Raw genomic sequence first — 25616 nt, 5'->3', positions numbered from 1 at the left:
AATAACATGAAAAAAATAATTTATTTATTTACATTAATCTTAGCCGTTGGAACATTCCAATCGTGTGAAGATTACTTGGACATCAATGATCCATTAAACGATCCTATTGAATCTCAGGTAACACCAGACTTAATATTAGCTGGCGCTATGACAGGTTCATTCCCATCTCAATCTAATAACATGAACCGTTTAGGTAATGTTATGATGAACAACTGGGCTGGTAACATTAACGCCTTTACAGGTGGTTTTAATGAAGAGTACCAATTAATTATTACAAGTACTTTCTATAACTTTATCTGGGATGGTATCTACTTAAACGTTGCTAATTTCCAAGCAATGATTGATGCAGATTTCGAAAACTACGAAAATCACAAAGCTATTGCTAAGATTATGAAATCTTACTACATGCAATATGTTGTTGACCTTTACGGTGATGCTCCTTATACTGAAGCTTTCCAAGGTGGTGATAACCCAACTCCTACTTATGATGATGACATGGAAATTTACCGTGCATTAATTACAGAAGTTGATGAAGCATTAGCATTAATAGACAATAATACTGACCTTACAAACCCTGTAGGTTCTGAAGATGTTGTTTACAATGGTAATATGACAAACTGGGTAACTTTTGCAAATACTCTTAAGTTACGTATCTTAATGAGACAATCTACATTAGCTGAAACTGATGGAGAAACTGCTTCTTATTTAGCAACACAGTTCCAAGCATTACAAGATGCTTCTTTCATCACAACTACAGCTGCAATTAATCCAGGTTATGCTAACGATACAGGAAGACAAAATCCTTTCTATGCTACTTACGGATTTAACGTAGATGGTTCTCAAACAACTTCTAACCGTTTTATCGTTGCTTCTCTTTATGCTGAGCAATATTTAGATGGTACATTAACTGGTATTCTTGATCCAAGAATTAACGAGTTATATACTCCGGTTGATGGTGAAGTACAAGGTGTACAACAAGGTGTTGATAGTAATGATCCTAGTGTTCCAGACGAAATTTCTCCACTTGGTGAAGGTCTTTTAGTTGATGCTAGTCAAGATGGTGTATTATTTTCTGCAGCAGAAAGCTTTTTCTTACAGTCTGAAGCTGTATTTAGAGGATATATCGCAGGAGATGCTAAAGGTTTATTCCAAGACGGTATCAGAAGTTCTTTTGACCAATTAGGAATAGGAGCTCAAGCAGAAGCATACATTACTAACAGTGATGGAGTTGATGAAATTGGTTGGGATGGTAGTGCTAACAAAATTGAAGCTATCATGACTCAAAAGTGGATTGCTACTAACGGAATTAATGCTATTGAATCTTTCATAGATATGAATAGAACTAACTTCCCACAAGTACCTTTAGCAATCAACGCGCAACGTGATAAAAAACCAACGCGTTTATTATACCCATCATCTGAATCTATCGCAAATGCTGCTAATAAGCCAGCACAGGAAACTGATGATGCTTTTAATACGTATATATTTTGGGATTCAACACAGAATTAATTAAAAAAAAAGCAATATGAAAAATTTAAAATTTTTAGCCCTTACAGTGTTCTGCTCAACGATGTTTACATCTTGTTTAGTAGATGATACTGATGAGACTTTAGAAGCAGTAGCTAACACTCCATACACAATTGGATTTAGCCAACAAGTAGCAAACGAAAGTTATTTTGAGGATATAGGACCTATTGAAGCTGGTTACAACGTAGTTGTAATCGGTGGTCAAGATGGTAGTGATCCTTCACAGGACATTACAGTATCTTACACTGTAAACACTGAATTATCTTCTGCAACAGAAGGTGTCGAGTTTGACTTTGTAGATAACAGCGGTTCTTTAACAATTCCAGCTGGTAGTGATTTTGGAAGATTTAATTTATTAATTAACACTGGTGGTCTTAATGAGACAATGCCAACAAGATTAGTTTTAGATCTTACTGCTGCAGATTCTACTGGAGCTCCTGCTGTAGTTGCAGCTAGTAATAGCAGAATTGCAATTACGTTTGTTGGTTGTAACTCTCAATTAGCTCAGGAGGATAATAACTTCACAGACTATTTTGTACAGTTAACTAGAGAAGATGGTGGTAGCTACAATGGTAACGAAGTAATTGAGTGGATTGCTCCAAACCAATTCCTTACTGAAAGTACTGGATTTTGGGGTGTAAACACTATTGCTCCAGATACATCAATGAACTTTGAAGTTATTTGTGGTGAAGTATTTGTACCTAACCAAGGTCTTGCTCAAGGATTTTACAGTAACGAAGTTTACGGTGTTAACTTAGATGGTCCTGATGGATTAGTTGACTTAGAAACATTAAACTTTGACATGTCTTACATCATTACTTTTGGATCAGGTCCATTAAGACACGATGTAACTTATACAAGACTATAACAAAACATAACATAAAACATGAAAAATACATTTAAGAATATATTATTACTTTCAGCTTTATCTATTTTTGCTGTAGGTTGTATGGATGACGATCAAAGTTATCCAGATCCAAACAAACCAGAAGTTAATGTAGTAAACCAGAGCATCACAATTGATGAAGCTGGAGATGCTGCAATCATTAACCTTACTGTTAGTCGTGCAATTGGAGATCCAATTGATTTAGTACTAACTCCAGTAAGTGGTGATGCTGTTGTTGCAGATTATAACGTATCAGGAAACGGAACGTTCAACTCACCAGATGATGGTGTTGGAGCAACTCCATCTTTTGATATTGTAATTCCTGCTGGACAAACTTCTCACGAGATTCCAGTAAGTGCTATTATCGATTTAGATACTAATGCTAGCGAATCTGTTGTTTTTGAATTAAGAAGTACAGGAAGTGGTCAAAGTTTTGTAAACCCATCTACTTCTACTATTACTGTTAACATCAACAACGCAGCTAACACTAGTTTTGGTGCATTACTTGAATGGGAAGGTGATGTTACTTACAGTTTCTTAAACGCAGATAATGAAGAAGAATCTTTAACTGAAGGATTATGTGATCACGTAGATTTCGATTTATTCCTTAATCCAGTTGGTTATGTTGCAGGTTCTGCAGCTTGTCCAGAAGTTAACTATGCTTTTGGTGAATTAGCTGATGGTGATTACCAAGTATTTGTAGATCTATATGATGTAGCGCCAGGTGAAACTCCTCTTGCTCCATTTGCTATTCCTTTCAAGTTAACTTTAGGAAAAGTAGGTGTAATCTCTACAACTTTAGAGTACAATGTATATACTTCAGATAGCCCAACTAGTGCTCCTGCTGGATTAAACGATGGTTTATTCTTAGCTGCTACAATAAACGTAGCTGGCGGAAATTATACTATTGCTGATGCAGAAGGTACCGTAGTTGCTGCTGAGTAATTACACTCATTTTTATAATACTAAAACACCTCTTTTTAAGAGGTGTTTTTTTTATCTTTATACCCTATGACAGAAGACACTAAAATATACGGATTAAGAGCAATTATTGAAGCTATTGAAGCCGGTAAGGATATTGAAAAGGTATACCTTCAAAAAGAATTAGAAGGAGATCTTTTTAAGGAGTTAGAATCACTAATAAAATCTAAAAGAATAAGCAGTTCTTATGTTCCTGAAATTAAAATTGAAAAGTTAAGTAAAGGAAGGAACCATCAAGGTGCTGTAGCTAAAGTGGCACCTATATCATTTCAGGATTTTGAAATAACTATAAATAGAATAATAAAGGATATTGAGTCTCCAATCTTTTTAATGTTAGATCAAATATCAGATACTCGTAATTTTGGTGCAATTGTAAGAACCGCAGAATGCACTGGTGTTTCTGCTATTATAATTCCTAAAACAGGCTCTGCTCCTATCACTGCAGATGCAGTAAAAACATCGGCAGGAGCTATTTTTAATATTCCTATATGTAAAGTAGATCATATTAAAGATGCAATCTATTATTTACAAAGTTGTGATGTGAAGATTGTAGCTGCTACTGAAAAGACAGACAATACAATTTACGATGTACCTTTAACAGGTTCTCATGCTTTAATAATGGGTAGTGAAGGTCGTGGTATAAATCCTTCAGTTTTAAAGATAGTAGATTACAAAGCTAAACTACCACTATTGGGTAAAATTGAATCTCTAAATGTATCTGTTGCTACTAGTGCATTTCTTTATGAAGCTATAAGACAAAGACAGTAATTAACTGTCTTTTTTGTTTTCTATATAATGGTACTCAATATCTAAGTCTTCATCTTCTGTTTCTGTTTTTTCAACAAAATTCCCAGACTCATCAAAATGTGACATAAACTCATCTTCTTCTTCATTGTAATCTGCCTTTTCCCAAATAAACTTTTCCTTTTTTAAAGACACTCCTTTAAAGATTAAAGCTCCAAAAATTCCAGTTAATAATCCAGATAAGTGACCCTCCCAAGAAACATTTTCTGCTACTGCATTAGGTAAAGTACCCCATATTAAACTTCCGTAAATAAAGATTACAACTAATGACAGAGCAATTAATCTGTAATGTTTAGACCAAATACCCTTAAAAAACAAGAAACTACTCAGAAAGTAAATAACACCACTAGCACCAATGTGATTAGATGGTCTTGCTATTAGCCAAGTTATAAGTCCCGTAATTAGTAATCCAAAAATCATAATTTTTATAGCCTTGGACCTATAAAAATAAAACAATGCTGTACCTAATATTAAAATGGGTAACGTATTATGCCATAAGTGACTTAGATCACTATGTATAAATGGTGAGAATATTATACCTCTTAATCCCTTTAATGTTTGTGGCTGAACTCCAAAATTATTGAAATTATAATTAAATCTAATTTCAAACCAAAACACCACCCACATTAGTAGCACAAAACTTAATGGAACAAGAATTGTATATAGTGAAAAAGTAAGTTGGCCGTTTCTATTCATAAGGTTACACTAGCAAAAGTATTACCAATTTAAACATTCTGTAATAATGTCACGAATACTTACTTTTGCGTTTATGAATACACCTTTAGCAGAACGGTTAAGACCAAAATCTTTAGATTCTTATATTAGCCAAAAGCATTTAGTAGGACAAGACGGCTCTTTATCTAAACAAATTAAAGCAGGCGTTTTACCCTCATTAATTTTTTGGGGTCCACCAGGCGTCGGAAAGACAACATTAGCTAATATTATAGCTAATGAAAGTGATCGTCCTTTTTATAGCTTAAGTGCAATAAATAGTGGTGTAAAAGATGTTAGGGAAGTTATTGAAAAAGCTAAAAAGAGTGATGGCTTGTTTAGTAGTAAGAACCCTTTATTATTTATAGATGAGATTCATAGATTTAGTAAATCTCAACAAGATTCTCTTTTAGGCGCTGTAGAAAAGGGTTGGGTAACATTAATAGGAGCAACTACAGAAAACCCTAGTTTCGAGGTTATACCTGCACTATTATCTAGATGTCAGGTTTATGTCTTAAAGCCTTTCAGTAAAGAGGATCTATTACAATTAATTAATAAAGCTATAATTGAAGATCCCTATATTTCTAAAAAGAACATAGAACTAAAAGAAACAGAAGCATTATTAAGACTTAGTGGCGGCGATGCTAGAAAGCTACTTAATATATTTGAACTTCTAGTTAATACCTCAGCATCAGAAAAGGTTGTAATTACAAATGATTTTGTTTTAAAAAATGTGCAGCAAAATACTGTTCTGTATGATAAAACAGGAGAACAACATTACGACATAATTTCAGCCTTTATTAAATCTATTAGAGGAAGTGATCCTAATGCAGCTGTATATTGGCTTGCGAGAATGGTTGAAGGCGGCGAAGATGTAAAATTTATTGCAAGACGTCTTATAATTTTAGCATCTGAGGATATTGGTAATGCAAACCCTACAGCATTGGTAATTGCTAATAATACATTTCAAGCTGTTACTACAATCGGTTATCCTGAAGCCCGCATAATACTAAGCCAATGTGTTATTTATTTAGCAACTTCTGCTAAAAGTAATGCGAGTTATATGGCTATTAAGAAAGCGCAAAGTTTAATAAAACAAACTGGAAACTTACCTGTGCCATTAGAGCTTAGGAATGCGCCCACACAACTTATGAAAGAACTTGGCTATTCTAAGTCCTATAAATATGCACATGACTATGAAGGTAATTTTGTTCAAGCTAATTTTTTACCTGAGGAATTAAAAGGCACAGTACTATTTAAGCCTGGCAATAATGCAAGAGAGTCTGGGATTAAAGAGTTCTTAAAACAACGTTGGTCTTCACATTATAGCTATTGAAGCTCATAACTAAGAGATACCAAAACATTGTCTGAATCTAAATATTCAATATTTAGGTTACCATTTATTGAAAAATATGCGATACCCTTAGTATTCTTATCTTTTAAATAATGAAACACATTGTCCTGGCCACTAATTAATAAACTAGCAATTATTTTGTTGTTTAAATTTGAAGCTCTTAATTCAAAACCACCATCTGTCTTTATTAAGCTTACAATAGAATCTCCTCGTTTATATTTGGTAACTCCAAGAGGCTTTACAACTTCAATTTTTTCTTCTGCAATCGTACTTTCTGCTTTATTCGCTATAGGTTCATTTACATCTATATCTTGCTTAGCTGCAATCTCCTTATCTGTAAACTTTGGTGTGGAATCTTTGTTAGAGTTTGAAGTTTTTTCTTCGTTATAAGAATAATTTAAGGTTTCTAAGCTTTTAAAAGCTTCTCTTGTAGAGATTATATAAGCTTGTCCCTTACGCTTATCCTTACTTGTTCCTTCGTCTGTAATATATACAAGGTCTCCATTACAATCCAGCAGCTCTATACTAACTTTTGTTACAAATAATCCAGAATTACCTATAGCGTTAGCATACAATGCCAAACATCTATCTTCAGCAAGATCTGTAGGATAATTATCACCTTCCATGATAGTATTAAAACCGTGTTTCTCAAATAAAAATTTTGAAAGTGAATTTAGTTGGTATTGGTCCTGCTCTTGTGAGAATTCATAAGATTTAGGAACCACTACATACTTATAATCATTTATAGAAGTTTGTGCAATTAATGTCATGCTAAGAAACACGAACATAAAGCTTAAGATATATTTCATCACTCTTTAGTTATAATAAATTGAAAACCTAATTGTAAAGATAAGGCGTTTGCTTTGGCAAGATTTCTATAACTCAATAAATTATCTGCAGCTATGTAAAAATTAAACGTCTTACCAGTTACCGCAATTAAAGCTCCTATATTAGTGTATGAAAAGGCGTCTATAGTATAGGTAAGCTTACCTCTTAAACCATTTGTAATACGTTTGTCATAATACAGAGTAGCAGCTCCAGAAAAAGCTCTTGGCCGTTTTACAGCATATAACTGAAGACCGACATTGTTATCATAAAGCTCATCTCCTGTAGCATAACAGTTACAAGCTCTATAAGTATTACTAAAGCCATAGTTAAGTCCTGCATTTAATTTTACTGGTCTTAATGTTGTATAATTAGTTGTTAATGTATCAATTGGTACTGCAGCTTCAATAGCATCACTAAGTTGTTGATAATATGGAGGTGCAGGATCATTGTTATTTTCAGGAAACTCTAGCTCTATACCATCAAGTTCATAACTTCCTGAAGCTCTATAAGTCTCTACATTTTTTGTGTGAGAAATAAAACCCAAATCAAGAACACTTGCAGATAAAGACCACGCATCGTTAAGAGTATAGGTTAAGCCTAAGTCTACGCCAAGTCCTAGATTTCCTCCAAAAAAATAACGTCCAGCTAATACACCAAAAACATCTTTTGGCGTACTTCCTTCTGGTAAATTATTTAATTCTGAATACCCAGATGTTTGTATTTTTACATTTGCATTTAGTAATGAGTGCTTGTAAAAATTAGGACCGTTTGGGGTTTCTTCTGTAATAAATGTTCCTTTATTATCTGTGCTTCTAAAATCTACAAGACTTGAATAAATCTTAAAACGACCTCCCAATCTCAAGTCTTTAGAAACTTTTTTATTGACCCCAAAATGCCAAACAGCTACCGCTTCACCTTGTGCTTTAATTTCGTTAAATGAAAAGGGTTTGCCAATATTACTTCCTGCATTACCTTGGTAACCCAATAATGCAAAGTTTTTAGGCAAGTAAGAAATAGCATCTACCTCTTGATATAGACCACCAGAAAAATAATAGTTTTTATTGTTTTGCCAGCCAAAGGATAGTATTTCAAATTGCTGGTTAACCTCAACAAAATCGTTTGTTGAAATTCTATTTAATACGTTTAAAATTCTTTGGTTTATTGAAACTACTTGAGAGTCTTCAAAAATATCGAAAGCATTAATGCCTGTTGAACCAAAATTTACATGAATTTGAGAGAAAAAGGGAATCCCTATATGTTTATTAAAAGTAATATTACTTCCTGGATTAAGCATTAAAGTTTGCGGTAAACCATCTACGCCATATAGTAATTGCTTATTCTGAGCAGTTAAAAAACTACTTAATACACATAAACAAAGTAGGATTACACATTTTTTCATCCGCCAGTACTTTCTCCTCCAACTTCTAAAGTAAAATCTGCTTTAGATCTTAAGCTTAAATCACCTTGAATTGGCATACCATTATCTATCAACTCAATTTCAACCTGTAATTTAATAGATTGCCTTATGCTGTCTAACATGTTTACTGGTACTTGCTCTATATGTATAGTTTGCTCTACAGTGCCATCTGGGCTTCCGTTTATCACAAAATTAATTGGATATTTTTCTTCATCTGCTTCAGACAAAAACGTAAGCGTGGTATTGAAGTCTTGGGAAAAGGTGTTATTGTATTCAATATAAAGCTCTAACGCCACTAAATTTTCTTGAATAAAGCCATCATCTAGAAAATCTAATCTAGTTACATCTGTTACGTAACCATTATTTACTGGGTTTGTAAAATCTAGATCATCTACCTCAAAAAAGACTAGAGAGATAGTATTGTTTTGGTAAAATGTAAATGCTTCTCCTTGTTCAAAATCTACATCATCTACACAAGATGAGAGGTTAAAACAAAGACATAACATTACCAAAACTATGATGTAACGGGACTTTAGCATAGTTTAACAAGATATATGTTTAATAAAACTTTCCTAATTAAAGAAACGTTATAATACTTAAAAGATTGTCTACTTTAATCTGAGTATCAGGCACATTATCGTTATGCACGTCATAGTAAATAGATGTTATACCTAGGTTATTTGCGCCCAAGATATCTGCTTCATAACTATCACCAATCATTATACTATTATTTACAGTAGCGTTTGCCTGCTCAAGTGCATATTCAAAAATCTTTGGGTCTGGCTTCTTTACACCTACCATTTCACTAGTGACAATCACATCAAAATAATCGTTTATTTTACTGTTATGCATTTTCTTTTGCTGTACCTCATTAAAACCATTTGTGATTATATGCAATTTATAATTTGGTTTTAAATAGTTTAAAAGTTCAAACGTACCTTCAAAAAGATGGTTAAATGATGAAAGATGCTCTATATAATCATTAGATAATTTATAAATAAGGGTGTCATTTATAGTGTAACCTAATTTATCAAACGTTTTTTTTAATCTACCATACCTTAATTCTTCTTTAGAAACTTGGTTGGTTCTGTACAATCTCCAATATTCAAAATTAATTGGACTGTAAACATTTATAAAATCATTAAATGATAGGTTTACTTTATTTGAATTGAAAATATGCTGAAATGTAAGTGCAGAGTTTTTTTCAAAATCCCAAAGGGTATGATCTAAATCGAAAAAAATATGCTTTTTATCTTTAAGTTTCATTAAGTTGAATTATTAAATCAAGATAAGCATTTGCTGTGGTTTGCGTTGAAAAATCTATATTATTAAACACCAAGTTCATTTCTCCTTCTAGCCTATTAATTGCAGATTTAACTTGTAGCAATTTTTCTGAAACTTCTTTGAAATTTTCTGGACTTACACATAAACTATTAAACACATAAGGATGAAGCCTTACTGGTGTAACACGCTCTAAATTTATATCATAAAACAGGAATGGAGAACACGTATTTGCTCTAAAACCAACATACTCTGGATATCCCATTGAAAACGTATGAGGAATTTCTAAATCTGCAATATGGTTTTGAGTTTCCGGTAAGTTCATAGGATACTTTGCATTAAGCATAGATTTAAGTGGCCTATTCATAATATTTTCCAAGCGTTTCTTTTCTTTTCTAAGCACAGATTTTTCGATAGTAGAGTTATGTCCAGATAACAATCCGACCTCATTATAATCTGCCATAGATTTTATAAGGGAATGAAAGTTTTTTCTGTTGTGGTTTACATTTCTATCCTTAGCAGAAAAGTCACTAAGCTGAAACATATATTTAAACTTGACATTATGTTTTTTAGAAAAATCTACTAGCTTCTCAAACACATCATAATCATCTTTCTTTAAAAACAAGAGGGTTCTCAACCTATTAAAAACTGAGCCTAGCCTAAGAGTCGCTAAATCTCTCAAACCTCCTACAACAGACCTCATTATGCCTTTTCGCTTGTATTTGTATGCTTCTTCTACAGCAACAATTGTACTAAGCTTAAATAATTTATTTTTAAATGTTATTGTATTAAAGCGTTCTTTTAGTACAGACCTAAAACGTTCGACCCAAAAATCAACTACAGGTTGATGAATAAAATTAGATTTATAAGCTAAACTTTCTGTAGCAGGAAAACGGCCTTCACTATCTTTTACATGTGGTGAGTATTCTTCATAACGGCTTAATAAATAGAATGATGCTGCAAAAATATCATACGGCAATGCACTCTTGTCTGTAACCTTAAAAAACCCGACTGTGCTGCCCCATTCTTGTACTGTAGGCTCTATATCACTAAAACCTTGTTCAAATAATAAGGGTACGTTTTGAAAAAACAATTCATTTCCTAAGGGTTGTCTTCCGTAAGACATTTTAGGACCATCATGACCAATAAAATCTTCTATTTTTGATGTAAACTTTACCTCTACTCCAAGCATATGGGTACAGATATGCTTAAATGTATAAACTATTCTTGGCGTTTGTTTTTTGGTGAAGACTAATAACATTGCGAACTATAAGATACCATTGTCGGCAAAGCTAAAATACGCCTTTTGGGTTACAATTACGTGGTCTAATACTTTAATGTCTAGACTCTGTCCTGCAAGTTTCAATTTCTCAGTAAGTTGCTTATCTGCTTGGCTTGCTTTTAAAGTGCCACTAGGATGGTTATGAACTAAAATTATTGCAACTGCACCTACTTGTAAGACCATTTTAAATAACAGCCTAACATCTACCAAAGTACCCGTAATTCCTCCTTTGCTTAATTGCGTTTGTTGAATTACTTTATTGCTATTATTTAAGTATACAACCCAAAACTCTTCGTGCTCTAAATCTCCTATTATAGGTTGCATAAGCTCAAAGACAGAGGCGCTTGATGTTATAACCTTACGCTCCAAAGCAGCTTCAGAACGTCTTCTTCGTCCTAGCTCCATAGCCGCTACAATTGATATTGCTTTTGCTTCACCAATGCCTTTATAACTTGTTAAGGTTTCTACAGATTGCTTACCTAACTCGTTTAAGTTATTATGAAAGTCTGCAAGTATACGTTTGCTTAACTCTACAGCACTTTCCTGTCTGTTTCCTGAGCCAATAAGTATTGCAATAAGTTCTGCATCACTTAATGCTGTTTTTCCTTTTAGGAGTAGTTTTTCTCTAGGGCGATCATCTAAGGCCCAAGTGGTAATAGGAAATGAAGATTTTCCTTCCATAATTAAAATTGGTTGTTTTAAAGATATGAAATTTATGAATGACTACATTTACACTAGTTTTACCTAAACAGTTATAGTTTTAATTAATTATGAGTTATCCACCTAAGCATTATCAGGAAACTAATTTTAAACACATTATTTCTACTATTAAAGCCTACCCTTTAGCTACTGTGATTTCTGTAAAAGACGCCAAGGTTTTAGTGACGCATTTACCACTAACCTACAAGGAAACCAAACAAGGTGCTGGCAAATTAATTGGTCATATAGACAAAGCAAATCCGCAAACCTCATTACTATCTAATGGCAATCCTTGTACAATCATTTTTAATGGCCCAGATTCATATATTTCACCAAGTATTTTTGAAAGCAAACAATTACCTACATGGAATTACATTAAAATACATATTGAAGGTAGTGTAAGTAAAATTGAAAATGCTAATGAGGTAAAGGAATCAATAGTAAATATGACTGCTCAACTAGAAGGTTTGGAACAAAAGTTTGTTTTAGACAAAAACGATGTAAGAATGGAGCGTTTAATAGATTTTATTGAAGGTTTTGAAGTAGACATTACTTCTTGGGAAGGCAAATTTAAAATAAGCCAAGATAAACCTAACGCTGAACAAATGCTTGCTAAAAGTGCTTTAGAAAACTCTGAACCAACACACAAACTAAATTACATTAACTCAATTTTTGACAGTTAACTGTACTCTATATTACAGACTTTAGCTCATTAAAATCTAAACCACCATAATTACCACTACTCATTAATAGTAGTACACTATCCTTAAAGTCTTGTGCATATAAATACGTTTTAAAATCTGCTGGATTTGTAAAAATTACCAAGTCATCTCTTTTAAAAGCTTCATTAATCTGCTCTGCCTTCACCTCATCTAGCTGCTTAATTTGAACAGCATCTGGTGAGTAAAACACAATAGCTTTGTCTGCAGCATCTAAAGCTCCTTCATATTGGTCTAAAAATTCAGCATTTAAACTACTGTAGGTGTGCAACTCTAAACAAGCTACTAATTTGCGGTCTGGATATTGATTTTTTACAGCTTTTGTGGTTGCACTTACTTTACTAGGACTATGGGCGTAATCTTTATATACAACGGCATTATTATTTTCTGTAATTTTCTCAAGACGTTTAGATGCACCTTTAAAAGTTGATATTGCTTCATAGAATTCGTCTTCGTCTACGCCCATATGTTGGCATATCCATTTGGCACCTGCTAAATTATTAAGGTTATGAGCCCCAAATATTTCAATTGGCATAGGGCCTTCAGGAGTTTCTAATAATGTTTTACCATTCTCCACAGAGTAAGCTGCTGTTGTATACGCATGTTTGCGAGTTGGAGCTGTAGCCTCTTCTGCAACTTGCTTTACAGTTGGATCTTCTTCGTTGTATACTAAAATACCACCTCGAGACATTGAATCTGCAAAGATTTTAAATTGCTCTACGTAGTTTTCAAATGTTGGAAAAACATTTATATGATCCCAAGCAATACCGCTAAGTAATGCTATGTTGGGTTTGTATAAGTGAAATTTTGGTCGTCTGTCTATAGGTGAAGATAAATACTCGTCTCCTTCTAACACGATAAAATCATTTTCTTCTGTTAAGTGCACCATAGTATCAAAGCCTTCTAATTGCGCACCAACCATATAATCTACCTCTTTATCATGGTAGTTCATAACATGCAAGATCATAGCTGTTATGGTAGTTTTACCGTGTGAGCCACCAATAACTACACGTGTTTTTTGTTTAGATTGTTCGTAAAGAAATTCTGGGTAGGAGTAAATTTTAAGTCCTAATTCTTTTGCTTTCAATAATTCTGGATTGTCTGCTTTTGCGTGCATTCCTAATATTACAGCATCTAAAGAATTGGTTATACGTTCTGGGAACCACCCAAATGTTTCTGGCAGTAAATTATGCTTACTTAATCTAGATTTTGAAGGCTCGAAAATAGTATCGTCACTTCCTGTAACCTTATATCCTTTATGGTGTAATGCTAAGGCTAAATTGTGCATAGCACTTCCTCCTATTGCAATAAAGTGAATATTCATAATTTACAATTTGTTATATGATGATGTAAAAATAAAAAATGCAAGAGGGATTGAGCGCGTGTTTAAACTCTTTTTGCATTTGTTTGCAAAAAAGTGAGTAGCGAAAGCCCGACGCCATTTATAAATGGCGGCTTGCCCAACTACATATCTAGAATTAGTGAGCGTTCTTGTAGTGCTTCTTTAAAGTCTGAACGATCTTTTAAGGCTTCCTGAATCCAATATGAGGCTTTGCTCCTATTACCCATATGCCTATACATTTGTGCTTTTCGTAAATACGCCCAGTCTAATGGTACGCCATCTTTTATGGAGTGATTTTGTATATATCTGTCTGCATACACCAAACCAGTTTGTGGCTTAATATTATATTGGGCGCAAATTTTTGCAATTTGGTAATTAAGTTGATTCCTGTCATATTTTTTCAAGCTGTCTTCCAATGTATTTACAGCTTTTTCTGGCTCATTGTTTTCCTCGTAAAGTTTAGTTAGTTTCTCATACGTGTGAGGAGAGCCACCAATCTCTATAGCTTTTTTATAGTGTACTTCTGCATCTTTAGGTCTGTTACTGTATTCTGCTATATATCCTCTAGACAAGTGCCCATCTACAGGACTAATCTTATAAAGCTGCTCTGCATACTCCTGAGATTTAGACTCGCTTCCACCTAATATGCCTGGCAACTGTATATAAAGTTCAACCAAAGCCCATCTTACTTCTATATGGTTAGGGTCCAGTTTAGCTGCTTCATTTAAGTGGTACTTAATATCATCTATATAAAACACAGCTTTAACTTTATTCATCTCAAGACATTTAAGTCCTAGTGAACCTCCATATTTAAAGTGATAATTGGCATTTTTTGGAGACGCGTCTAAAAGCTCTTTATAATAATCTAAAGCGGTGTCCCAATCTTTAGAGTGACCAGCAATATCACCAAGGTATTCCTTTGTTTGTTTGTGATTTGGATTTTCCTTGAGATAAGCCTGAAAGTAAGATTTAGCTGTATTATAGTTCTCTTTGTTAAATGATTGCAGTCCTTTTTCATAATTAGATTGCGCAACACCATTTAGCGAGAAGCAAAGTATGATTGCTAAAATTATATATCTCATAGGTTTCTTAACGTAAATTGGGGATAAGTATTTTAAATAACTAATACAGATTATTCTTTAGGTGGATAGCTTTTAAGCATTTTTGAAATTAATTTCTTAAAGTAATTTAACCTGTACTCTGGAGAGGTGTTTAAATTAAACTTTTGTTCTGAAACTGCTTGCCAAATAAGATTATCTGAAGACTCATCTATAATATCCAGCGTAAGTTTAAGAAAGTTAACTCTACTCTTACCTAACGGAATGCCACCAGAAACGCCAACGCCTACATTACCGCCACCACCAAAACCAATACCAATTGTGTTTGGGTTTACATCTTCATACTGTAAAGTATATACATTTATATAAAGATCTGGAAATCTTGATTTAGTAATTCCTTTTTCCTTTAAAGCATCATCTAAAGCACTATATAATCGCTTTTCATCTAACTGGCTCAAGTTTGTTTGTATGTCTGGAAAAATATTATACGTCGTAAAGGTTGAAAAATTTGCTTCACTATCATAATCTACAATCGGTTTAGGACCACCGCAAGACATTACTAATAGTGCAACAAAAAGTAAACTTAAACCTCTCATAGTTTTTAATTTTTAGTAAATGTATTCAAAAATTAAACCAAGATTGTTTAATCTTTTATTATTCGTTTTATAAATTTTCCTTGCTGGGTTGTAACTGTCACAAAGTAAATACCTTTAGTTAGAGAAGTTAAATTAATAGAGGTGTTCTTTGATGTTAATAAACGTTGCCCCGTTAACGTTGTTACTACTATTGATGTGACTGTATTACCTGAAACAGTTTCTACATTTAAATACGAATTTACTGGATTAGGATAAATCAATATATTTTCGGGCATACTAGTTTCTGGGACACTAAGTGGCGCCACTACCTCTGTAGTTACAGTGTTGGTGATGATTGGCTCATTAAAATCGAAAAAGATATTTGCAGTATTTTCTACAGACTCTCCAATTGTAAGGCTTGCTACTGGCTTTATTCTAAATGCAACATACCCGTTACTACCTTCTGAGTCATCTTGTTCTGCAGGAAGAAATATATCTTCAAAAATAAATTTTACAATGTTTCCATCTTCTACCTCTAATCTGTACTCATGACTAGAAGCTACTGCTTTTAAAGTTCCCCATTGTAAATTATTAGATAATGTATCTGTTACTGTTATATTTACAGCACTTGCTGTACCTGTATTTTGGAAACGAACCAGGTAATCTAAATAATTAGGCACTTCTGCTTCTAAAATACTTTCACCTTGTGTTACTTGCTTGTCATTTGGATCAAAAGAATTTACTACTATTTGCTCGAAAACCTGACTATTATCTTCTGGAATAGCATCATTTGAGTTTGGAGATATTGTTACTGTATAGCTTAGGATATCGTCTCCATTAACTGTTGGTGGCTGAAAAATGTCTGTAGTAAACACAATAGAGCCACTTTGAAATGGCTGCAAGTTGCTAAAACTCCAAGTTACCATATTACTAGTTACTGAAGTCTCTTGAGGTGTACTACTAAGGTAATTCATCTTAGTATCTTCAAACATTAAAGTTATAGTGGGATTTAAAACTGTAGTTCCGTTATTCTCAAAATTGATTAAATAATCTGTTTCAAAACCTGGTCGTGCTTCTTCTAATGGAAAAATTGAAACTGCTAGGTCGTCATAAGAACTTGAAGATGTTAGGCAGAAATCTGCAGTTACCTCTGTTTCAGATTCTGTGAATAAAACAGTTTGACTTGCAGGAGAAAACGAAACATCACTTGGTAAAGATTGTTCATTTATATATACCGTATATTCATTATCAGATAATAATAACACATAGTTACCATTACTATCTGTAAGTGTTGATAGTATTCCGTTTGAATTTTCTACACTAACAAGTATGCCTTCTGATGGTGTGTTTCCTGTACTACAGCCATTGTTATCTATATCGAAAGAAATAGTTCCTGTAAGAGAGTTAACAACACCTATACAGCCTTGTTCAATTTCTTGTAATGAATTACAACCTGTTGCGTTATTGGCAATATTAAAATTTGTATTTCCTGCTGCAATGGCCAGACAAAAGCTCTCTATACTACAATTAGACAACGCGGCATTATCTATAATTTGCACATTTCCTACTACAGTTGCATTTTCCAAGCTATTAATATTAAATAATAAAGGGTTTCTTTCAATACTAATAGAACTAACTTGAGTTGTAGTTTCTAACCCATTTAAGTTTGTGATATTAGGATTATCTTCAATAGCTATGCTAGATGTTACAGCTATTGAACCTTGCGTTAATGGTTGTTGTACATTAGGACTAAGTGTAAGCCTTAATGCTGCAACCTGTATATCACCAACACCATTTAAATTAACCATTGTCTCGTTAAGACCTACGGTAAGTGACTCAACATATTGAAGGCTAGTTAAACCATTCAAGTTGGGTAACATATCGTTAGTATTTATAATAAAGGAATTTTGAACGCTCTCTAAATTTTGCAACCCATTTAGTGATGTTATACCATTTCCGCTAAGACCGATAAATGAGGTTGAAACAATATTCTCTAATCCAGTTAGATCTGTTAACAGAGCATTGTCCACTATTTCAATTTCTTGCATCCCTTCAAGTTCACTTGTTAATGCTATTGAAGACATTGATGGATTATCTGTAACAGCTAACTCTTGAATAGTAGTGCTACCCAAACCATCTAAGTTAATCAAATCCTCATTAAACTCTACAACTAATGTCATTACACTCTGTAAATTGGTAAGGCCTGTAAGGTTAGGTAATATAATATTAGAAGCTATAGTTAAAAACCCTGTTACCTCAGTTAAATTTTCTAAGCCCACTAAAGAAGAAATAGTATTGCTACTAATTGAGACATTACTTAAGCTTGTTGTTGTTTCAAGTCCTTGTAAGTTATTTAGGTCGTCGTTTAACAAAACCTGCAAGCTTTCTGTCACCTGTAATGTATTTGTTGTCGCAATTTGCTGTAGTACAGGATTATTGCTTATAAGGACAAAAGACAAGGTAGCATCAGGCAATCCATTAAGGTTAGTTAGGCTACTATTATTATTAACTTCTAAACTTTCTATAATTCCTAAATTATCTAAACCTGTAAAGTTTGTAATATTTGGAGATTGTATAATTCTGAAAAAATCACTTATCTCCACAAGATTATTTAATCCAGTAAATGATGTTATGGCGTTGTTTGAAAGGCGAAGATCTTGAAGGTGAGTTGTCTCTTCTAAGCCAGTAAAATTATCCAAGGAAGTATTATTATTCACTTCTAAATTTACAGTAACATTTATGCTCGTCGTTGTAGAAATTTCAGACATAGCAACATTAGAGCTTATACCTAAATTATCAACAGTAAGCATTCCAACTCCATTTAAATTTTGAAGATTATTATTTTGGTTTACACTTAATCCGCGAGCTAAGGTTAAGCCTCCAAGACCAGATAAGTTTAATAGAGCGTCATTGTCATTAATTGCTGCAGAAAATGTTACAGTTGTGAGATTATCTAATCCTGAAAGAGAAGTTATAGGGTTATTACTAATCTCTAAAACTTGTAACATTGTTGTTCCTTCAAAACCTTCTAAACTAACTAATGAGGGATTATCAAGAATTCTTAGTTGAGAGGTGACTTCAATTTGACTAGTAGAAATGCTTTGTAAAGATTCATTTTGAGTAATAGTAAGATTCTCTACAGTTATATTTCCTAAACCGTTTAAGTTTAAAAGATCATCATTTTCTATAACTAGTAAGTCTTGAACAGTAGTTAATGAAGAAAGTGGCGAAAGGTCTGTAATTTGATCTGTAGATACTGCAGTTGTCCCTATTCTTAAATCAATAAGTGTGGTACAGTTTGGAAAGTTGGCGCCAAAATCATCGACATCGGCTTGTGTTCTTAAATCTGCAAAATTTCCTGTAGGACATTGTGCATAAAATATTGATGTAAAAAGAAGACTAATTAAAAGTAGNANTTGTTTCATATGCTAAGTTAATTAGCATACAAAATACAAACTCAAATGTTAAAAAAACCTTAATTTAATACAACAAGTTAATTATTAAGCATTTGCCACAGCTTGTCTTTAAGTTGTTGTAGCCCTTGTTGCGCAACAGATGAAATAAATAAATAAGGAACGTTATTAAATTTACCCTTAATTGAAGCGTCTAACTCTCCTTTTAACTCTTCATCTAACATATCGCTTTTAGATATTGCAATAAGCTTGTCTTTATCTAACAGTTCTGGGTTGTAACGGCGTAGCTCATCTAACAATACCTGATACTGCTCAACAATATCTGGAGCNTCTGCAGGTATTAAAAATAATAGGGTTGAGTTNCGTTCTATATGTCTTAAAAAGCGATGCCCTAAACCTTTTCCTTCTGCAGCACCTTCAATNATTCCAGGAATGTCTGCCATTACAAAGGTCTGGTAATCTCGGTACTCTACAATACCCAAANTTGGCTTTAANGTTGTAAACTCATAATTGGCAATCTTAGGTTTTGCAGCAGTAATTACAGACAATAATGTAGACTTTCCTGCATTNGGAAAACCTACCAAACCAACATCTGCTAGTATTTTAAGCTCAACAGTAACATCTATTTCTTCNCCTTCTAAACCAGGTTGTGCGTANCTAGGAGTTTGATTTACACTGTTTTTAAAGTGTGTGTTNCCACGGCCGCCTAAACCTCCTTTTGCAATNATTATTTCTTGGCCATCATTAATGACTTCATGAAGAATTTCTTCTGTTTCTTTATCTCTTATAACCGTACCTAGTGGCACGTCTATATATTGATCTTCACCATCTGCGCCAGACATTTCTTGTTTTCTACCATGTTCTCCATGGCCAGCACTAATGTGTCTTTTAAACTTAAGGTGGTATAATGTCCAAAGGTTTTTATTTCCTTTAATAATNACNTGACCACCACGACCACCATCACCACCATCTGGGCCTCCTTTTTCTATATACTTTTCTCTGCGCATGTGTGCAGATCCTTGTCCGCCTTTACCAGATTTAAGGTGCAGCTTTACATAGTCAACAAAATTTCCTTCAGTCATTGGGTGATAGTTTATAGTGATGAATATTTAATATAAGAAGTAAACTTCATCATACCATATTCGAAATAAAAAATTCGATATTTTTTAAAGCTTATCTATAGCTTTACTTAGTCTTTCTGTAATTTCATTAATACTACCTACACCATTTATACCATGGTATTTATCNTTCTTTTGGTAGTANTCTTTTAAAATTGCAGTTTCATTATAATACACTTTAATTCGGTTTCGTATAACATCCTCNTTGGCATCATCTTTTCTGCCTGAAGTTTTACCNCGTTCTAATAGGCGCTGTACTAAAACTTCATCTTCTACCTCTAAAGCAATCATAGCATCTATTTGCGAGTCTTTTTCATCCATTAATTTAGAAAGAGCTTCTGCCTGTGCTTCTGTTCTTGGAAAACCATCAAAAATAAAACCGTTTGCGTCTGCATTTTTATCTACTTCGGCATTAAGCATTTTAATAGTAACTTCATCTGGAACTAGGTGTCCTTTATCCATATAAGATTTAGCAAGTGTTCCTAATTCTGTGGCATTTTTAATATTATAGCGAAACACATCTCCTGTAGATATGTGTACAAGGTTATATTTTTCCTTTAATACTTCTGCTTGAGTTCCTTTTCCTGCGCCTGGAGGGCCAAATAGAACGATGTTAGTCATTTTTGTTGGTTTATGTTTATATATATCTTTTAGGTTTCTGCCTAGACCTTTATAATCTAAACCGTATCCTACAATAAATGTATTATCTATNTCTAAGCCTACATAATCTAATTTGTAATGCTTACCGTATGCAGATGGTTTATAACAAAGAGTTGCTATTTTTATAATTTCTGCACCTTCATTATCAAGAATCTGCATAATAGCTTCAATCGTATTNCCAGAATCTACAATATCCTCAACTACTACAACTGTNCGTCCTTTAAGAGAAGGCTCTGCNCCCATTACTGTTGTGATCTCGCCCTGTTGCATTCCTTCNTAAGACGCTACCTTTATAAAGCTTAATTCACACTCATAATTAAAGCGTTTTATTATTTCTGCAGAAAACAAAAATGCGCCATTTAATACTGTTAAGAATACAGGTCGTTTATCCTTTAGCTCATCATTTAATTTTACNGCAATNCCATTGATAGCGTGATTAATAGCATCATTGCCTATAAATTTCTCAAACTGTTTGTCGTGTAATTTTACCATAGAGACGGCAAAGATAATGATTACGGCTTTTACCTCATATTCATTCGGCTATTCCTTTAGAAAGAATTATTTTTACGCAAGACATTTAAGCTATGAACAACTACTTTTCTTCAGATTTTACTATAGGTATTCTTGGCGGAGGCCAGCTAGGTAAAATGTTATTATACGAAACACGTAAATACGATATTAGGACNCATGTACTAGATCCTAATCCTCAAGCTCCTTGTAAAATTTCATGTAATAAATTTACAGAAGGTAGTTTAATGGATTATGACACAGTTTATAACTTTGGAAAACAAGTTGATGTCTTAACTTTTGAAATAGAAGCTGTTAATNTTGAAGCGTTAGAAGCATTAGAAAAAGAAGGNAAAACAGTATATCCTTCTGCTCAAACACTTAGAAAAATACAGAACAAGGGTGTACAAAAAGAGTTTTACGAATCTAATGGTATACCTACAGCTCAATTTAAACGCTATGAAACCAAACAACTCTTAACTGAAGCTATAGTTAGAAAAGAACATAGTTTTCCTTTTGTATGGAAAAGTTGTGAAGGCGGTTATGATGGTAAAGGTGTGAGCGTTATTAGAGATGATGAAGATCTTATACCGTTACCCGAGGTTTCTTGTATAGCAGAGGAAATGATTCCNTTTAAAAATGAACTTGCAGTAATTGTTGTAAGAAATCCTAAAGGTGATGTTAAAACATATCCCGTAGTGGAAATGGAATTTCATCCTGAAGCTAACCAAGTAGAATATGTTATATGTCCTGCAAGGATAGAAAAAANTATTGCNGACAAAGCTAGANCTGTGGCTAAAAAAGTCTCTGAGTCTTTTGAGCACGTAGGTATTTTAGCTGTAGAGTTATTCCAGACACATAACGATGAGATACTAGTAAATGAAGTAGCGCCAAGACCACATAACTCAGGNCATTTTAGCATAGAAGGTAGCTTCACAAATCAATTTGAACAACACTTAAGAGCTATCTTAAATTTAACTTTNGGAAGNACAAAAAGTAAAGTTGGGAGTGTTATGGTAAACCTTGTTGGTGAGGAAGGCTATACTGGCCAAGTGTATTACGAAAATATTGAGAACATCATGAGTTTAAATGGTGTAACGCCACATATATATGGTAAACGTGAAACACGACCATTTAGAAAAATGGGACACGTTACTATTATAGATGAGGACATAAATGAAGCAAGACGAGTTGCTGAAAAAGTAAAACAAAAAATTAAAGTTATTTCTAAATAAGTCATTATGCCAAAAGTTGGAATTATCATGGGAAGTACTAGCGATATGCCAGTTATGCAAGACGCTATAGATATTTTAAGGGAATTTAATATAGATATTGAAGTTGATATTGTTTCTGCTCACAGAACACCAGAAAAATTATTTGATTACAGTAAGAATGCTCACAATCGGGGCATAAATGTAATTATAGCTGGTGCTGGTGGTGCAGCACATTTACCAGGAATGGTTGCTTCACTTTCACCTTTACCTGTTATTGGTGTTCCTGTAAAATCAAGCAATTCAATTGATGGTTGGGATTCTGTTCTTTCTATTTTACAAATGCCTGGAGGCGTACCTGTAGCAACAGTAGCTCTCAACGGAGCTAAAAATGCAGGAATACTTGCCGCTCAAATTATAGGTAGTAGTAATNCTGAAATACTTGAAACAATTATTGACTATAAAGAAAGTTTGAAACAAAAGGTAATTGATGGCGCAAAATCCATAAGTACTAATAAGTAAACTAATATATGACACAAGACAAAAATCCTTTATTAGAACAATTTGACGAAGCTCCTTTTTCTCGTATAAAAGATAAACACTTTAAGCCAGCAATAGAAGCACTAGTTAAAGAAACAAAAGCAGAAATTGATGCAATTACTTCCAATAAGGATGAACCAACTTTCAAAAATACTATAGAAGCTTTAGAGTTTAGCGGAATGCAACTTGATAGAGTTACTAGTATCTTCTTTAATTTAAATTCTGCAGAAACATCTGAGAATCTTCAAAAAATAGCTCAAGAGATCTCTCCACTATTATCGGAATTTGGAAATGATATAACTTTAAACAAAGCATTATTTGAACGCGTTAAAGCTGTTTATAATAACAAATCGAAATTCAACTTAAGTGAAGAGCAAGAAATGTTATTAAATAAAAAATATAAAAGCTTTACACGTAATGGTGCAAACTTAAATGCTGAAGATCAAAAAAAGCTNAGAGAGATAGATAATGAACTCTCAAAATTAAAATTGAAATTTGGAGAAAATGTTTTAGCAGAAACTAACAACTTTCAATTACACATTACAGACTTAGAAAAATTAAAAGGTTTACCTGAATCTATTTTGAATGATGCTAAAGAATTAGCTAAATCACAAAANAAACNAGGCTATATATTTACTCTTCATTACCCAAGNTATGTTCCTTTTATGAAGTACGCTTCTAACAGGGAACTCAGAAAAGAAATGTCNTTAGCATATGGCTCTCGATGTTATAAAAACAATGAGTATAACAATGAGGTAAATGTTTTAAAAATTGTTTCTCTAAGATATAAAAGAGCAAAGTTATTAGGATACAAAACACATTCTGATTATGTATTAGAAGAACGAATGGCAAAAGATCCAGATACTGTTTATAACTTCTTAAATGATTTATTAGAAAAAGCTAAACCTGTCGCCATTAAACAATTCAAAGAATTAGAAGATTTTGCTAAAAAATTAGATGATATAGATCAGCTTCAAAAATGGGACGGTGCATATTATACAGAAAAATTAAAAAAACAGAGCTTCAGTTTAGATGATGAAGAACTCAAACCATATTTCAAACTTGAAAATGTAATTAGTGGAGTTTTTAAAATTTCAGAAAAACTATTTAATCTAACATTTGAAGAAGTATTTAATATTGAAAAATATCACGAAGATGTAAAAACGTTTAAGGTTTATGAAGAAGGTAAGTTCAAAGCACTNTTTTATGCTGACTTCCATCCTAGATCAGGCAAGCGACCAGGTGCTTGGATGACCTCTTTTAAGTCTCAATATATTAAAGATGGAATTAATCACAGNCCTCATATTTCTAATGTTTGTAATTTCTCAAAACCATCTAAGGACAAACCTTCATTATTAACCTTTAATGAAGTAACAACACTATTTCATGAATTTGGTCATGCTCTTCATGGAATATTAGCAGACACAATTTATCCAAGTTTATCAGGGACGTCAGTATCTTGGGATTTCGTAGAACTACCTAGCCAATTATTAGAAAATTGGTGTTATGAAAAAGAAGCACTAGAATTATTTGCGTTTCATTATAAAACTGGAGAAATTATACCCACAAGGTTTATTAACAAGATTAAAGAATTAAATAAATTTCAAGAAGGGGTTCAGACCTTAAGACAAATTAGTTTTGGTATTTTAGATATGGATTGGCATAATATTAATCCAAATAAAATAAAACTTATTAGTGAGCAAGAGTTTAATTCTTTTAAAACAACAAAACTATACCCTGNAACAACTGATAACTTAATGAGTACTTCTTTTGCNCATATTTTTCAAGGAGGTTATTCCTCTGGCTATTACAGTTATAAATGGGCTGAAGTATTAGANGCAGATACATTTGATTATTTTNAAACNAAAGGAATATTTAATCCTGATTTATCTTTTAGTTTTAAAGAAAATATACTTTCAAAAGGAGGNANNGTATCTCCNGAAATTCTTTATNAAAAATTNAGAGGTAAAAACCCNTCAAATAAAGGCTTAATTGAAAGNGCAGGATTAAATTAAATGATATTATNAANAAAGACCGAAGAAAAATCTTNGGTCTTTTTTTCATAATAANCATAAACAAAAAAACTCCCCTACCAATAAAGGAAGGGGAGTCAAGAAAGGCGGCGACCTACTCTCCCACTGGATAGCAGTACCATCGGCGCTGGCGGGCTTAACCGTCCTGTTCGGGATGGGAAGGGGTGCGCCCCGCCGCCACAGCCACCTCGTGCTGTTTGTTCCTTCGACCTTCACAATGGAAGGCATCAGGACATATCAATATCTTGACATATTCGGAATTCACGTAATATTGATGATTAGAAAAGAGTTCAAGAGAACGCTTTGTTGGCGCAAGCCGTACAGGCTATTAGTACCACTCGGCTGAGACATCACTGCCTTTACACCTATGGCCTATCAACGTGGTCGTCTCCCACGGCCTTTAAAAAGAAACCTCATCTTGTGGCGGGTTTCGCGCTTATATGCCTTCAGCGCTTATCCCATCCGGACGTAGCTACCCTGCAATGCTCCTAGCGGAACAACAGGTACACCAGCGGTCCGTCCAACCCGGTCCTCTCGTACTAGGGTCAGGGCCACTCAAGTTTCTTGCGCCCACTGTAGATAGAGACCGAACTGTCTCACGACGTTCTGAACCCAGCTCGCGTAGCGTTTTAATTGGCGAACAGCCAAACCCTTGGGACCTTCTCCAGCC

The 25616-nt window shown here is 33.6% G+C and carries 22 protein-coding genes and 2 rRNA genes; 9 read left to right on the top strand and 15 right to left on the bottom strand.

Annotation, left to right across the window (positions count from 1 at the left end):
- Positions 1-6 precede the first annotated feature (6 nt).
- From CL818_RS03555 to rlmB, 4 genes are all read left to right on the top strand, one after another.
- A complete protein-coding gene (locus CL818_RS03555; protein ID WP_272973394.1) occupies positions 7-1509 on the top strand; it encodes a SusD/RagB family nutrient-binding outer membrane lipoprotein in 1503 nt (500 codons plus the stop codon).
- Positions 1510-1525: 16 nt separating this feature from the next.
- The gene (locus CL818_RS03550) at positions 1526-2395 is read left to right on the top strand and encodes a hypothetical protein (RefSeq protein WP_148232782.1); all 870 of its coding nucleotides are present in this window, start codon (positions 1526-1528) and stop codon (positions 2393-2395) included.
- Between the two features lie 18 nt (positions 2396-2413).
- A complete protein-coding gene (locus tag CL818_RS03545; RefSeq protein ID WP_013186895.1) occupies positions 2414-3358 on the top strand; it encodes a hypothetical protein in 945 nt (314 codons plus the stop codon).
- Between the two features lie 66 nt (positions 3359-3424).
- Positions 3425-4162: a 23S rRNA (guanosine(2251)-2'-O)-methyltransferase RlmB gene (gene rlmB, locus CL818_RS03540; RefSeq protein ID WP_286971549.1), complete on the top strand. Its 738-nt coding sequence runs from the start codon at positions 3425-3427 to the stop codon at positions 4160-4162.
- On the opposite strand, the gene CL818_RS03535 is transcribed toward rlmB, so the two are convergent.
- Positions 4163-4894: a rhomboid family intramembrane serine protease gene (locus CL818_RS03535; protein ID WP_272973393.1), complete on the bottom strand. Its 732-nt coding sequence runs from the start codon at positions 4892-4894 to the stop codon at positions 4163-4165.
- A gap of 73 nt (positions 4895-4967) precedes the next feature.
- On the opposite strand from CL818_RS03535, the gene CL818_RS03530 reads away from it, so the two are divergent.
- Positions 4968-6245, top strand: a complete 1278-nt coding sequence (locus tag CL818_RS03530; RefSeq protein ID WP_013186892.1) for a replication-associated recombination protein A — start codon at positions 4968-4970, stop codon at positions 6243-6245.
- On the opposite strand, the gene CL818_RS03525 is transcribed toward CL818_RS03530, so the two are convergent.
- Genes CL818_RS03525 through radC form a run of 6 tightly spaced genes read right to left on the bottom strand, consistent with a single transcriptional unit; the run spans position 6239 to position 11752 of the window.
- Complete coding sequence (locus CL818_RS03525) at positions 6239-7072, bottom strand: hypothetical protein (RefSeq protein WP_272973392.1); 834 nt, start codon at positions 7070-7072, stop codon at positions 6239-6241. The genes CL818_RS03530 and CL818_RS03525 overlap by 7 nt on opposite strands.
- Positions 7072-8490 (bottom strand): DUF5723 family protein, encoded by a 1419-nt coding sequence (locus CL818_RS03520; RefSeq protein WP_286971546.1) that lies wholly within the window; start codon positions 8488-8490, stop codon positions 7072-7074. Before CL818_RS03520 ends, CL818_RS03525 begins: the two co-directional genes overlap by 1 nt.
- Complete coding sequence (locus CL818_RS03515; protein ID WP_272973390.1) at positions 8487-9047, bottom strand: hypothetical protein; 561 nt, start codon at positions 9045-9047, stop codon at positions 8487-8489. The genes CL818_RS03520 and CL818_RS03515 overlap by 4 nt, the downstream gene beginning before the upstream one ends.
- A 37-nt stretch (positions 9048-9084) precedes the next feature.
- A complete protein-coding gene (locus CL818_RS03510; RefSeq protein WP_013186888.1) occupies positions 9085-9774 on the bottom strand; it encodes a YjjG family noncanonical pyrimidine nucleotidase in 690 nt (229 codons plus the stop codon).
- Entirely contained in the window at positions 9764-11050 is a 1287-nt protein-coding gene (locus CL818_RS03505; protein ID WP_286971544.1) for a polysaccharide deacetylase family protein, read from the bottom strand. The genes CL818_RS03510 and CL818_RS03505 overlap by 11 nt, the downstream gene beginning before the upstream one ends.
- A gap of 6 nt (positions 11051-11056) precedes the next feature.
- On the bottom strand, positions 11057-11752 hold the full coding sequence (gene radC / locus CL818_RS03500) for a RadC family protein (RefSeq protein WP_272973388.1): 696 nt from the start codon (positions 11750-11752) through the stop codon (positions 11057-11059).
- A gap of 89 nt (positions 11753-11841) precedes the next feature.
- On the opposite strand from radC, the gene CL818_RS03495 reads away from it, so the two are divergent.
- Entirely contained in the window at positions 11842-12453 is a 612-nt protein-coding gene (locus CL818_RS03495; RefSeq protein WP_272973387.1) for an FMN-binding negative transcriptional regulator, read from the top strand.
- A gap of 7 nt (positions 12454-12460) precedes the next feature.
- On the opposite strand, the gene CL818_RS03490 is transcribed toward CL818_RS03495, so the two are convergent.
- From CL818_RS03490 to CL818_RS03465, 6 genes are all read right to left on the bottom strand, one after another.
- The gene (locus tag CL818_RS03490; RefSeq protein ID WP_013186883.1) at positions 12461-13813 is read right to left on the bottom strand and encodes a UDP-N-acetylmuramate--L-alanine ligase; all 1353 of its coding nucleotides are present in this window, start codon (positions 13811-13813) and stop codon (positions 12461-12463) included.
- A gap of 140 nt (positions 13814-13953) precedes the next feature.
- A complete protein-coding gene (locus CL818_RS03485) occupies positions 13954-14913 on the bottom strand; it encodes a tetratricopeptide repeat protein (RefSeq protein WP_013186882.1) in 960 nt (319 codons plus the stop codon).
- A gap of 50 nt (positions 14914-14963) precedes the next feature.
- Entirely contained in the window at positions 14964-15485 is a 522-nt protein-coding gene (locus tag CL818_RS03480) for a DUF4136 domain-containing protein (RefSeq protein WP_272973386.1), read from the bottom strand.
- A gap of 47 nt (positions 15486-15532) precedes the next feature.
- Positions 15533-16390, bottom strand: coding sequence for a T9SS type A sorting domain-containing protein (locus tag CL818_RS13565; protein WP_502692205.1), 858 nt, complete (start codon positions 16388-16390; stop codon positions 15533-15535).
- A gap of 2567 nt (positions 16391-18957) precedes the next feature.
- The gene (obgE, locus tag CL818_RS03470; RefSeq protein ID WP_286971539.1) at positions 18958-19959 is read right to left on the bottom strand and encodes a GTPase ObgE; all 1002 of its coding nucleotides are present in this window, start codon (positions 19957-19959) and stop codon (positions 18958-18960) included.
- 84 nt (positions 19960-20043) lie between these two features.
- Positions 20044-21147 carry an adenylate kinase gene (locus CL818_RS03465; RefSeq protein WP_286971538.1) on the bottom strand — a complete coding sequence of 368 codons (1104 nt, stop codon included), beginning with the start codon at positions 21145-21147 and terminating at the stop codon, positions 20044-20046.
- 92 nt (positions 21148-21239) lie between these two features.
- On the opposite strand from CL818_RS03465, the gene CL818_RS03460 reads away from it, so the two are divergent.
- From CL818_RS03460 to CL818_RS03450, 3 genes are all read left to right on the top strand, one after another.
- Positions 21240-22397: a 5-(carboxyamino)imidazole ribonucleotide synthase gene (locus CL818_RS03460; protein WP_286971536.1), complete on the top strand. Its 1158-nt coding sequence runs from the start codon at positions 21240-21242 to the stop codon at positions 22395-22397.
- A 6-nt stretch (positions 22398-22403) separates the two neighbouring features.
- Positions 22404-22895, top strand: coding sequence for a 5-(carboxyamino)imidazole ribonucleotide mutase (gene purE / locus CL818_RS03455; protein WP_286971534.1), 492 nt, complete (start codon positions 22404-22406; stop codon positions 22893-22895).
- 8 nt (positions 22896-22903) lie between these two features.
- Entirely contained in the window at positions 22904-24928 is a 2025-nt protein-coding gene (locus tag CL818_RS03450) for a M3 family metallopeptidase (protein ID WP_286971532.1), read from the top strand.
- Between the two features lie 99 nt (positions 24929-25027).
- On the opposite strand, the gene rrf is transcribed toward CL818_RS03450, so the two are convergent.
- Positions 25028-25137: ribosomal RNA gene (rrf, locus tag CL818_RS03445) — 5S ribosomal RNA — on the bottom strand.
- Positions 25138-25253: 116 nt separating this feature from the next.
- Positions 25254-25616: ribosomal RNA gene (locus CL818_RS03440) — 23S ribosomal RNA — on the bottom strand; the annotation flags it as partial.

It is taken from the genome of Croceibacter sp., from assembly GCF_002716225.1.
Taxonomy (GTDB): domain Bacteria; phylum Bacteroidota; class Bacteroidia; order Flavobacteriales; family Flavobacteriaceae; genus Croceibacter; species Croceibacter atlanticus.
This window is presented reverse-complemented; position numbering and strand designations above follow the sequence as displayed.